10 protein-coding genes are annotated in these 11,759 nt (G+C 66.7%); 5 read left to right on the forward strand and 5 right to left on the reverse strand.

Annotated features, from left to right (window positions below):
- Positions 1-614: 614 nt before the first annotated feature.
- The 4 genes from A5646_RS11250 (at position 615) to A5646_RS11265 (ending at position 6,266) form a co-directional block, all read left to right on the forward strand.
- Complete coding sequence (locus A5646_RS11250) at positions 615-2,135, forward strand: S8 family peptidase (RefSeq protein ID WP_067021737.1); 1,521 nt, start codon at positions 615-617, stop codon at positions 2,133-2,135.
- A 21-nt stretch (positions 2,136-2,156) separates the two neighbouring features.
- Entirely contained in the window at positions 2,157-3,428 is a 1,272-nt protein-coding gene (locus tag A5646_RS11255; protein WP_066877981.1) for a serine/threonine protein kinase, read from the forward strand.
- Positions 3,429-3,542: 114 nt separating this feature from the next.
- Positions 3,543-3,881, forward strand: coding sequence for a hypothetical protein (locus tag A5646_RS11260; RefSeq protein ID WP_066877979.1), 339 nt, complete (start codon positions 3,543-3,545; stop codon positions 3,879-3,881).
- A gap of 66 nt (positions 3,882-3,947) precedes the next feature.
- A complete protein-coding gene (locus tag A5646_RS11265; RefSeq protein WP_067021739.1) occupies positions 3,948-6,266 on the forward strand; it encodes a hypothetical protein in 2,319 nt (772 codons plus the stop codon).
- 115 nt (positions 6,267-6,381) lie between these two features.
- Here the strand turns inward: A5646_RS11265 and A5646_RS11270 are convergent, their stop codons facing one another.
- Positions 6,382-6,606, reverse strand: coding sequence for a hypothetical protein (locus A5646_RS11270; protein WP_066871322.1), 225 nt, complete (start codon positions 6,604-6,606; stop codon positions 6,382-6,384).
- Positions 6,607-6,722: 116 nt separating this feature from the next.
- Here A5646_RS11270 and A5646_RS11275 point away from each other — a divergent pair, with 116 nt between their 5' ends.
- Positions 6,723-7,205 carry an SRPBCC family protein gene (locus A5646_RS11275; RefSeq protein ID WP_067021741.1) on the forward strand — a complete coding sequence of 161 codons (483 nt, stop codon included), beginning with the start codon at positions 6,723-6,725 and terminating at the stop codon, positions 7,203-7,205.
- Between the two features lie 27 nt (positions 7,206-7,232).
- Here A5646_RS11275 and A5646_RS11280 read toward each other — a convergent pair whose 3' ends face one another.
- The 4 genes from A5646_RS11280 to A5646_RS11295 form a co-directional block, all read right to left on the reverse strand.
- Positions 7,233-8,393 carry an NDMA-dependent alcohol dehydrogenase gene (locus A5646_RS11280; protein ID WP_066871316.1) on the reverse strand — a complete coding sequence of 387 codons (1,161 nt, stop codon included), beginning with the start codon at positions 8,391-8,393 and terminating at the stop codon, positions 7,233-7,235.
- Between the two features lie 31 nt (positions 8,394-8,424).
- The gene (locus tag A5646_RS11285) at positions 8,425-9,897 is read right to left on the reverse strand and encodes a long-chain fatty acid--CoA ligase (RefSeq protein WP_197505168.1); all 1,473 of its coding nucleotides are present in this window, start codon (positions 9,895-9,897) and stop codon (positions 8,425-8,427) included.
- The gene (locus A5646_RS11290; protein ID WP_082976136.1) at positions 9,894-10,676 is read right to left on the reverse strand and encodes an SDR family NAD(P)-dependent oxidoreductase; all 783 of its coding nucleotides are present in this window, start codon (positions 10,674-10,676) and stop codon (positions 9,894-9,896) included. Before A5646_RS11290 ends, A5646_RS11285 begins: the two co-directional genes overlap by 4 nt.
- On the reverse strand, positions 10,669-11,759 hold a 1,091-nt coding region (locus A5646_RS11295), incomplete at its 5' end, for an AMP-binding protein (protein ID WP_156765580.1). The genes A5646_RS11290 and A5646_RS11295, both read right to left, overlap by 8 nt.

An 11,759-nucleotide genomic window follows, 5' to 3' on the forward strand; every position in this document is an offset into this window, starting at 1 on the left:
ATGACGCTATCGGTGGTGATTGACCGATCTCGATCATCGTCCGGCCCGGGGCCGGTTTCACGGGTAGTCGACTACTCCATCGGCGATGTCCTCCGGACCGGCTGGGACGTTCCGGCTGGAGTGGTATCGATTCGGGGTATTGCCGACCTGCCGGGCGGACAACTGTCCCCCACATACGCAGTCGGAAGGTAACCGAATCATCCACGGCCACCGGCGCTTTCGTGATGGGCGCCGCTACGCGCGGGTCGTCCTGCTGCGCGATCCTGACCTCACCGGGCTGGGTCATCGCCGGCGTCCGCGGCGCACCGCGCGCACATCGAGTAGTCGACTACCCGTGAAACCGGCCCCGGGCCGGACGATGATCGAGATCGGTCAATCACCACCGATAGCGTCATGCCGCGGTGCCGATCTCGGCGCTGGTGTCGCTATGGCTTTGCGGGCTTGGATGCAAAGTTGCTTGTGAGGGCGATCGACCTGCTAGACAAGGATCACCGGCGGTATGGGAGTCGCCGTGGCGGGCGGTATCGCCGCTCAGGTGTTTCGGGGCGACCGGCCGGTGAGAGGAGGAGCGATGTCCATCCGACGGAACGTCGTTGCGATAGCGGGGTGCGGCGATGGAAGCCGGTGAGGCCGGTCGGGTGCCGACCAATTCGTTGATCAGTCCGATGGCGGTGCAGGCGCCAGAGCAGCTGACGCCTCAGCAGGCGACGATGACGGTGACGCATGTCGACGACGACACGAAGGTCACCACACGCATGGTCCTCCTCGAGTTGCGGTTCAACCCCGGAGACAACGCGAAGGCTGTGAACGATCGGTTCCGAAACCTGTGGCGGACCGTGTTTTCGGGGCCCACGGCACCGCCCGCGCCGACGTTGGTGGCCCGACACTACTGGCGATGCGTGCTGACCACCGATCAGATGCGGGCCCTGGCCGCCGCCGACGTTGCGGCCGCGGAAAGCCGCTCACCGCACGGAGTCCCGTCGATCTACCGCATCTGGCCCGACTATGTGCTGCGGGGCCACCTGGACCGCTCGGTCACCACGGTCAAAGCCGATGCCGCCGTGCGCACCTACGGCTGCGCCGGCAACGGCATCGTGTGGGCGGTGCTGGATTCCGGCATCGACGCCCGGCATCCGCACTTCGCCCGCTACGGCAACCTCACCGACCCGCTGGTAAAGCAGTGGCACCGCGACTTCACCATCGGCAACACTACACGCGGCGGGCCGTTGACCGACGTGCACGGGCATGGCACACACATTGCCGGCATCATCGCCGGCGTGGCGCCCGACCACGACGAACTGCTGATCGCATCCAATGAACCGACCGATCAAGACCTGCCGCGGTGGGCCCTGCGCACCCTGGACCCGGGAACCGTGTTGAGCGGGGTGGCCCCGCAGGCCAAGCTGGTCAGCCTGAAAGTGCTTGATGACGACGGCAATACGGTGTCCAGCGCGGTGCTCGACGCGATCGACTGGGTGCGCCGCGTCAACTCCGGCGGCCGCAGCATCCAAATCCACGGTGTGAATCTTTCGCTGGGTTCGGATTGGCCGCCCTCGGACTGCGCGGCCGGTCAAAGCCCGATCTGCCGAGAGCTCGATCTGCTCGCCGCCACCGGGGTGGCGGTCGTGGTGAGTGCGGGCAACGCCGGTGCGGCCGGAACGCTGAGCGGACCCAGCAACGATGTTCGGGGCCAACTGTCCACTATCACCGACCCGGGCAACGCCGCCTCGGCGATCACGGTGGGCTCGGTGCATCGCTACAAGCCGCACACCTACGGCGTCAGCTTCGATTCCTCCAAAGGCCCGACGCTGGATGGGCGAAAGAAGCCGGACCTGGTGGCTCCCGGTGAGCGCATTACCTCGGCCGCGACAGGTTCGTTCGTTGCCGGCGTGGACGTTCTGGAGCCGCACAACCCCAAGCACCTGGCCCGCTACCGCGAAGACAGCGGAACATCGATGGCCGCCGCGCACGTGTCGGGGGCGATCGCGGCGTTCATGTCGGCCCGCACCGAATACATCGGACAGCCGCAACTGATCAAGCAACTACTCATGGACAGCGCCACCGATTTGGGCCGCCACGAGTTCTACCAGGGCGCCGGTCTGATCGACCTCATGCGCGCCCTGTCCAACGTCTAGCCGAAGCCGAGGTTCAACGCCATGACAACCATCCACGGATTGCCTTACTACGAAGTCGATTTCAACGCCGACGGCAGCCTCAACACAGCCACCGGCGCCGGTGCCGGCGGCCTGCCGGAGGTGATCGCCGCCGGCGGCATCACCGACCTGTTCGTGTTCTCTCACGGATGGAACAACGGCGTCGACTCCGCCCGCGACCTGTACGCGGCGATGTTCGGGCTGCTCGCAGACCAGCTGGGGGCCCGGACCGCCACCAGCGCCGCAGCCGGAATCATCTGGCCCTCATTGCTATTCCCCGACGACGATCCCGTCACCGCCAAGCCGGTACCATCCACCGGCGCCGAACTGGCGACCGCCCTGAGTCCGGCTTTCCCCGAGCAACAGCAGGACCTGACCACGATGGGCGCGCTGCTGGACCAAAAGCCGCAGGACCCGGACAAGCTGAGCCAATTCCACACGCTGGCCGGCGCTTTGGTGACAACGCAGTCGAACGCGGTGGAGGACCTCGGCGAAAACGCGTTCCTCCAGGATCCCACTGCCACCGTGCTGTCCTACGCCGGCGCGATGGCGCCGAAGGCCGCGAGCGGCGCCATGGGCGGCGCCAATCCGTTCACGACCATGTGGTCGGGAGCCCGGGAGGTGTTGCGCACCCTGAGCTATTACGAGATGAAAAACCGGGCCGGTGTGGTCGGTCAACAGGGGTTGGGCCCACTGCTGGCCGACCTGGCACAGCGTGACGCCACGCTGCGGATTCATTTGATGGGCCACAGCTTTGGCGCGCGGCTGGTGTCCTACGCGTTGGCCGGCCTCGGCGACGGGCATACCGGCGAAAACAGTCCGGTGAAGTCGCTGACCCTGATCCAGGGCGCGTTCTCCCACTTCAGCTTCGCCGACACCCTGCCGTTCGACCCGGGCCGCTCCGGTGCCCTATCCGGCTATGGCGACCGGGTCGACGGTCCGTTGCTGTCGACGTTCACCGCCGCCGACCGCGCCGTCGGATGGTGGTATCCGACGGCGAGCATGCTCAGCCGCCAAGACAGCGAGTCCGCGGCCGACCTGACCTACCGGTGGGGAGCGATGGGCCACGACGGATATCAGCGCGACCCCGCCCCCATCAAGGTGCCACTGGCGCCAGTGGGCTCACGATACGGGTTTGAGTCCGGCAAGTTCTACGCGCTGGACAGCAACCAGATCATCTGCGCCAACCAGTCGGCGTTCAGCGGCGCGCACAGTGACATCCGCCATCCCGAGGTGCTCTGGGCGGTCCTGGATGCCGCCGGTCTGTCCGCCTGAGAGCCCGAACCGAGTAGCGCACTACGCTATCGACCGAAGTGCGGGTGCGGACAGCATCGAGGGCAACCAGCACGCCAACCGCTGGCGAATTGCAAGCCCCGAAAGGCGACAGCCGTGCCCGCAACCATCGTTTTCGACCAGCAGGTCACCTTCGTCACCGATCCGGTAAATCCCTGCGCTGGCGGCGATTTCACCGTCTTCTGGCAGGAAAAGAATGTCGGCGCCGACACCTCCACCGACTACCAGGACATCTTCGACCTCGATGATCAGGGCAGCGGCGACAGCCAATCACTGTCGTGTGATCCGCTGCTGCCTGGGCAGAGCGCGATGCGGTCGCTGACGTTCAACCTGCCCGCGGGCGACTACCGGATGAGCCTGGTTATCAATGGATCCGGCCCGATCGATCTGGGCAACGTCATCGTCGGCGAATGCTCGGTCGCCGCGCAGCCCTAGCTCACCGGCACGACATCCGACGACGCCGGCCACGCCTCACTTTCAGTTCACCCACCAGGAGTACTCATGACCAGTTCTGAAACCACCGCCGCCGCAACACCGATCGACCAGATCCGGACGCTGGCATTTCACAACGAATCGATCGGCATGGGATTCAACAGCCATACCGGCCAGGCCGTGGGCACCGCCCTGCAAGGTTTCACCGTCGGCGCCGATCCGGCCGCCTCCGGTCAGGAAGTAACTGCGGAGATCACCATCGTCAACTCGCAGGAAGAACTCATGGACAAGATGTCGATGTCCTTTTCTCTGCAAGGCCGCTACGAGTTCTTCTCAGCCTCAGCCAAAGCCAGCTTCTCCGAGCAAACCAACATCAACTCGACCTCGACGTTCCTACTTGCTCGATGCGTGGTGAAGAATCCGTTGACCCGCGGCCAAAACTTCGTTGTCAAACCGGATGCCGCAGCTTTGCTGAACACGAGTGAGGGTGAAGATACCTTCACCCGCGCGTTCGGCGACAGCTTCGTGCGCGGCCTGCAGACCGGAGGCGAGTTCTACGCGGTCATCCGCATCACCTCCCAGTCGACGGTGACCCAGACGAACCTGGCGACCTCACTGAACGCCGCGGCCGACATGCTGGTCGCCTCGGCGGACTTCAAAGCACAGTTCAACACCGCCAACACCAGCGCCGCGACCCGATCGGAATACACCGCGACGATGTATCAACGCGCCGGGAGCGGAGAGACCATCTCCCCGACGGTCACCATCGACGAGATTGCCGCGCGCTACCACCAATTCCCGCAGATCGCCAAGGACAACCCGGTCGCGTTCGAAACCGAGGTGGCCACCTACGACACGCTGCCCCTGCCCCTGCCTACTCCCGAGGAGCGCGACGACTTCCGGGCCGCCCTCGCCGACGCCCGCGACCACAAGATGCGCTACATCCAATCCCGCAACGACGCAGATTTCGCCCGGACGAACCCCCAATTCTTCACCGGCCTTCCTCCCAACGCCGTGCTGGCCGCCGCGTCGGCGAGTTACACCGCGCTGATCAACGCGGTGATCGACCACGCGGTGCGGCTGTCGAAGGGCCAATTCGACTCGCCCCAATTTTTCGACCCGCAGAAATGCACACCGCCGCTGACCGAGCCGCAGCCCATCGTCTTCACCCGTGCCCCGGCACCGCCGGCGCCGGTGACCCCGCCGGGCCCGGGCTGGAAGACGAGCACGATCGACACCAAGGGCGCGATGTTCCCCGTCGACGCCTATGTCAGCCCCAACGGTGTCGTGGTGGACAACCAGGGCCGGATGACGGTGCTGCCGGTTAACGGCCAGGCCCTGTCGACCGTCTCCGGGGCCAGCTTCCATCCGGGCGGCTTCGCCAACCAGATCACCGAACTCGACGCCACCGACGACGGGCTGCTGGCCGTCGATGTGAACGGCGCGCTCACCGTCGTGTGGGCGCCGCGCGGGCAGTCACCGAACCAGATCGCCCAGCTCGGCGGGGGCGGGTTCGCGCCCGGCGGTCACGTCACCCGCCCGTTCGTCTCGGTGTGCCTGACCGTGAACGCCGACGGTGTGCTCAAGGTGATCTGGTTGCCGGCGGCCCAGCCGTTCGGCCAGGCCACCATCCAGGCGGTCGCCGGGGCGAAGTTCGTCGCCGGCCAGCCGATGACCATGCCGATGGAGGTCGCCGCCGGCACCTTGTCGACACTGGCCATCGACGCAAACGGAACCCTGATGGAGGTTGTGATCAGCGAAACCCCGGCGCCGCCGTCCGTGCGTCCGGTTGTCGGCGCGCCGGCATTCCCGCCGGGCGCCCGAATCAGCAAGCCGACCGTCTTCGATGTTCAGACCGCCTTCTGTGTGGACACCCAGGGCCGATTGACCGGCATCTTCCGCGCGCCCAACCAGGGCTGGGCGACCCAGCCGGTGACCCCGCCGGGTGCCTATGCCCAGGGCGCATTCATCAGCGACCTGGCAGGGGTGACTTTCCGGCCGCCCGGTGCCCCGCAGCCGGTGCTCGCGCCGCTGAGGAGTGCCTTCGCCGTCAACGCCGCCGGTGCGCTCACGGTGATCTCGATGCGGGCCAAGACCGAGTTCGACTCCCCGCGAATCGACGTGCTCGCGGGGGCGAGCTTCCCCACGACCGCTCGGCCCGTGGCTGCGCTGGCCAGCAACAACAGTGAGGTGGTCGGCTTCGCCGTCGACAACGACGGCCGCGTCATGCAGTACACCTTCAGCGGCCAAACCCAATCCTGGGAACTGTCACCTATTTCGGAGGCCCTGTTCCCGCCCGGCGGCGCCGTGAGCGACCATTTCGGCTTTCCTAACCAGTGCGTCGTCATCGACAAGGATGGCCTGGCCCACGTCATCGCCTTCCAGTGAACGGGCGAGGATCGCAACGACATCCGGCCACTCCGCGAAATCTGAAGCCCGAAAACACGAAAGCGCGGTAGCCGTCGACCGGCTACTCGCGCAATATTCGGGCGACGGGAATTCGCTACAGGATTCGGTGGTTCGCCCTGCCTACCTGGTATCCCATCGGGAAGGACTTCTCGATGACCTGCAGCTGGTGATCCACCCTGGACTCCAGCTCGAGCACCACGCAGCTATCGCTGAAGGATTTCGATTCGAGAACTATGTACCGCTGACCACAATCGGTGATCGGGTCGCCCGAGTGCAAGTTCTCGACCGACACCGACTCCGGAGTTACATCTGCCTCCATCCATGACACGTTAGGTCAATTCCGCAAGTGAGGGAATAGACCGTTACGTGCGGTCGGCTTGGCGCTGACCCGCGCCGAGCGTAACGCCACGGCGAACAAACCGGCAGAATGTCGCCGTGACGTTACATTCGCGGGCACGGTCGTTGGTGTTCGTCCACGCCGACCGGACACTGAGCGAACACGTGCCCGCGCCACCCGACGCCGTCCGCGGCTTCTACGTGGATCTGGACAACATCAAGCTGGTGCATCCGCTGATCGTGTCCGTGGAAACGGTGTCCCGCAGCGAAACCCCCGACGGCTATCAGCAGGCCTACCGCGTCGTCGACCGGATCCCATTGGGGCCGTTCACCATTCGCACCGGGTATCACGCCCGGCTGCGGGTGCCCGTCAGCGGCGACGTGCTGACCGAGGCCGACCAGTCACCCGGGGTCCGGTTGCGCGGCACGGTGAGTTTCGATCCGGTCGACGGCGGCACCCGGATCACCGAGCGGATTTCGATCGCCGCCCCGCGGCTGTTGGCCGGGGTGACCATCCGCGAAGCGGTCAAGGCGCACGTCAAGATGCTTGCCGGCATCCGCGGGCACTTCGAGTCCGGTTGAGCCGCTGGGACGAGTCCGCGCCCGTGGTCACACGCCGGCGAAATCGATGACGCCGCGAATGTTGCGGCCCTCGCGCAGGTCTGCCATCGCCTCGTTGATCTGGTCGAGCCGATAGTGGCGGGTGACCAACTCGTCGAGTTTCACCGCGCCGGCCTGATACAGCGACAACAGCATCGGCACACTGGTGCGCGGATTCATCCCGCCGTACAGCGCGCCGCGCAGTTGTTTGGCCGACAGCGTCATCTCCTGCAGCACCAGCGGAACCGGCGGTTCGGTGAACGGGGTGATGCCGGTGAGCACGCAGACCCCGCCCTTGCGCAGCAGCGCCATCGCCAGCGGCAGCAAGTCGACATGCACCACGCCGGGGCAGACGACGACGCGGTCCGCCATCAGCCCCGCGGTGATCTCGTTGACCAGCGGTATCGCGTCCTGCGCGGAGGCGGCGGTGTGGGTGGCGCCGAAGATCTTGGCCGAATCCCGCTTGGAGTCAACCGGATCCACCGCGACGACGTACTTCGCACCCACGGCGCGCGCCCCTTGCAGGGCGTTCATCCCGACACCACCGGCGCCGAGGACGACGACGGTGTCGCCCGGTTCGGTGCCCGCCGAGACCGTCGCGGAGCCCCAGCCGGTGCTGACCCCGCACGAGACGAGCGAAGCGGCATGGAACGGGATAGCGTCGTCGATCTTGATGACCGACCTCTCCGAGAGCACCGCATATTCGGCGAACGTGCCGAGTTGCCCGTAGGCCAGCAGGTCTTCGTCGCCCAGGTGCCGCCGGCAGGTTCCGTCGGTCGGCATCTCCCGGACGAACAGGCTCGCCCCGATGTCGCAGATGTAGCTCTGGCCGTTCACGCAGAAGCGGCAACTACCGCACGCCGGAATGAACGAAAGCGCCACATGGTCCCCCGGCCGCACCGACGTCACGCCGGACCCCACCTCTTCGACGACACCGGCACCCTCGTGCCCGCCGAGCAGCGGGAACCAGTCCGGCGCCGGCTGGCCGCTGGCGGCGATCGCCTCGGCCGTCGGGACCACGTCGCCGGTGAACAGATGGTCGTCGGAGTGGCAGATTCCGGCGACAGCCATCCGGACCATGACTTCACCCGCGTGCGGCGGGTCCAGCTCGATCTCGCGGATCTCCCAATCCTGGCCGACCCCGCGGATGACAGCGGCACGACATTTCATTTGCGACCTCCCTTTCGTGGCGTGGCGGGGCTCAGCGCGCCAGGCTCGCCCGTAGTTCACGCTTGAGCACCTTGCCGTAGCTGTTCTTCGGTAACTCGTCGACGAATTCGTAACGCTTGGGCCGTTTGAAGCGGGCGATGCGCTCCAGCAGATGGGCGTCCAGCGCCGCGGGTTCGACCGCGCCGACGATGAACGCCACCACCACCTCACCCCACTCCTCGTCGGGGGTGCCCACCACGCACGCCTCGGCGACGCCGGGATGCTCGAGCAGCACCTCCTCGACCTCCCGCGGGTAGATGTTGCTGCCGCCGCTGATGACGACGTCCTTCGACCGATCCCGCAGGGTGAGGTAACCGCGCCCATCGAACGAACCCATATCGCCGGTGTAGAGCCAGCCGTCGTTGAGCGCGCTGCGGGTCGCCTCGTCGTTGTGCCAGTATCCGGACATGACCGCGTCGCCGCGGCAGACGATTTCGCCGATCTCGCCGACGGGCGCCGGGCTGCCGTCGGCGCGCAGCACCGCGACCTCCATGCCCGACCGCGCATACCCGACCGATCCCAGGATCGCGTCGTCGTCCGACTCGTGATCGGCGCGGCGCAGTCCGGTGATGGTCATCGGTGATTCGCCCTGCCCGTAGATCTGCGCGAAGATCGGACCGAATGCCGTGATCGCCTTGCGCAGGCTTTCGACGTACATGGGTCCGCCGCCGTAGACGATCGTCCGCAGATTGGCCGGGCGGCCGCGGCCCGTATCCACCAGCCGTTGCACCATCGTCGGCGCCAGGAACGCGCTGGCGCCCGGGTGGTGTGCGCAGAGGTCGAGGAACTCGTCGGGATCGAATGCGCCCGAGGCGGGCAGGATTTGCCGCGCACCGCGCAGCGTGTACGGCAGGATGTAAAGTCCCGAGCCGTGCGACATCGGCGCGGCATGCACCAGGCTGCAGTTCTCGTCCGGATCGTCGATGTCAGCGAGGTGGGCGACCGTCATCGCCGTGAGGTTGCGGTGCGAGAGCATCGCCCCCTTCGACCGGCCGGTGGTTCCGCTGGTGTAGAACAGCCACGCCAGCGCCGAGGGGTCCGTGCGCGGCGGCCGCGCCGGGGCGACGGCGAACCGCCGCGAATAGTCCTCGGAATCAAGGATTTCCGTGGGCGCCGCGGTCATCGGGGCGAGCTCGGCACCGATGGCCGACGACGCGAATACCCTAGCGGCGCCGGCGTCCTCGAGGATCTGCGCCATCTCGCGCGGGTGCAGCTTGTAGTTGATCGGGACGACGACACATTCGGCCGCCCAGATCGCGAACATCAGCTCGACGATCTCGGGGCGGTTGTGGGTCGCGATCGCGACACGAGCGCCCGCGCCGTGCTGCCCGCGGATCGACGCGGCCAGCCGTAACGCCCGGTCCCGCAACTCGATCCAGGTGCACACCCGGCGTTCCCCGACGTACAGCGCGCCGCGGTCGGGGAACCGGCTCGCGGCCTGGTCGAGCATGGCGAACAGATTCATCGCTCGGTCCACCGCGACGACAGCCCGAACTCGGAGAGGTACTTCGTCGAGCTCCAGCCGCCGTCGACGACGATCGTCTGGCCGTTGATGAAACTGCCACCCGGCGAACACAGAAAGGCGACTGTGCTGGCGATGTCGTCGATGCGGCCCAACCGCTGATGCGGCGTCATCTCGGTGTTGATCTTGCGGAATCGCTCGTCCTCCAAGCGCTTCTCCACCATCGGCGTCACCGTCACCCCGGGGGCGACGGCGTTGCAGCGAATGCCGGACGCGCCGTACTGACAGGCGATGTGGGTGGTCAGCGCGGTCAGGCCGCCCTTGGCGGCCGAATACGCGCCGCCGCGCAGGCCGCCGACGACGGCGAAGGTCGAGGTGACGTTGATGATCGCCGACCCGGGTCCCATGTGTGGCAACACGTCGCGCGCCAGCCGAAACGGTGCCCGCAGCATCAAACCCAGGAAGTAGTCCAGGGTTTCGTCGTCGGTCTCGTGCAGCGGCTTGGGGCTACCGACTCCGGCGTTGTTGATCAGGAAGTCGATGTGGCCCCACCGGTCGACCGCGAGATCCACGATGCGGCCCGGCGCGTCGTCATCGGTCAGGTCGACCGCCAGCGTTGCGACGCGATCCGGATCACCGACCGCCCTTGCCAGTTCGGCCAGCCGACCTTCGTCGCGGCCGGTGCCGAGGACCGCCATGCCCATCTCGGCGAGCTTCGTCGCGCACCCCAAGCCGATACCGCTGCTCGCGCCAGTGACGATTGCGACCTGCATCTCACCCATCCTTCGTCAACTCCTGCACCAAGGCCGCGCGGATCCGATGCTTGAGAACCTTGCCCGCGTCGTTCTTCGGCAGGGCATCCCAGATCACGACCTGTTCGGGCGCCTTGAATTTGGCGACGCCCTTGCTCACCAAGAGCGCAAGCAAACTCGCGACATCCGGGGTCGCCACACCGGTGGGAACGATCACCGCACAGGCCCGCTCTCCGGTACGGTCGTCGGGCAGCCCGACGACCGCGATCTCGGCGATGCCCGGATGCTCGGCGAGCAGGTCCTCGACCTCCTTGGCCGAAATGTTTTCGCCGCTGCGGATGATGACGTCCTTGGCGCGGCCGGTCACCACCAGGTACTCGTCTTGCGAGCCGGATGAGACCCAGCGTCCGAGATCGCCGGTGCGGAAAAAGCCTGCGCCATCGAAAGATTCGGCGCCATCCTCGGGATGGAGATAACCCTGCAGCATCTGCGGGCCGCGCACACAGATCTCCCCGTCACCGGTGGGCGCGGTCTCATGGGCGACGAGCTTGATCTCGGCGATCCCGGGCCGGCCGTCGGTGTCCGCCGCGGCACCGGCCTCGTCGGGCCGGGGAGCACCGACGGTCGCGACGGGCACTTCCGTGCAGCCGTACACCCGGGTGATCACCGCGCGATCGAAATACCCTGCGGCGCGGCGGATCAACGACGGCGACACCGACGCGCCGCCGCAGATGAACACCTTCAGGTCCGGCAGACGGGTGCCGGCGCGCTCGGCGGCCGACATCAGCTGCTGCAGAAACGGCGTCGCACCGGCCATGTGGGTACACCGCTGCGAGTCCATCAGCGTGACCGCCTCCGCGGCGTTCCACCGGTCCATCAACACCGCGGTGGTGCCCAGCAGCAGTGGGCATTCGAAGGCGTATATCGAGCCGCCGATGTGGGCGACCGGCGATGGCACCAGGAAGGTGTCACCCGGCGCGATCATCCAATGTTCGCGGATCTGGCAGATCAGCGCGTGCATTGAGTTATGGGTGTGCAGCACGCCTTTAGGGCGACTCGTGGTGCCCGACGTGTAGAGCACCATGCGCACGGAGTCGGGATCCAGCGCCGGCA

This window comes from Mycobacterium sp. 1245499.0, assembly GCF_001673615.1.
GTDB classification, from domain to species: domain Bacteria; phylum Actinomycetota; class Actinomycetes; order Mycobacteriales; family Mycobacteriaceae; genus Mycobacterium; species Mycobacterium europaeum_A.

Excerpts from the sequence above, each read along its gene's own strand:
- A5646_RS11255 (WP_066877981.1), top strand. The coding sequence starts at position 2,157 with ATGACAACCATCCACGGATTGCCTTACTACGAAGTCGATTTCAACGCC.
- A5646_RS11280 (WP_066871316.1), bottom strand. The coding sequence starts at position 8,393 with ATGAAATGTCGTGCCGCTGTCATCCGCGGGGTCGGCCAGGATTGGGAG.
- A5646_RS11250 (WP_067021737.1), top strand. The coding sequence starts at position 615 with ATGGAAGCCGGTGAGGCCGGTCGGGTGCCGACCAATTCGTTGATCAGT.
- A5646_RS11285 (WP_197505168.1), bottom strand. The coding sequence starts at position 9,897 with ATGAATCTGTTCGCCATGCTCGACCAGGCCGCGAGCCGGTTCCCCGAC.
- A5646_RS11290 (WP_082976136.1), bottom strand. The coding sequence starts at position 10,676 with ATGGGTGAGATGCAGGTCGCAATCGTCACTGGCGCGAGCAGCGGTATC.
- A5646_RS11270 (WP_066871322.1), bottom strand. The coding sequence starts at position 6,606 with ATGGAGGCAGATGTAACTCCGGAGTCGGTGTCGGTCGAGAACTTGCAC.
- A5646_RS11265 (WP_067021739.1), top strand. The coding sequence starts at position 3,948 with ATGACCAGTTCTGAAACCACCGCCGCCGCAACACCGATCGACCAGATC.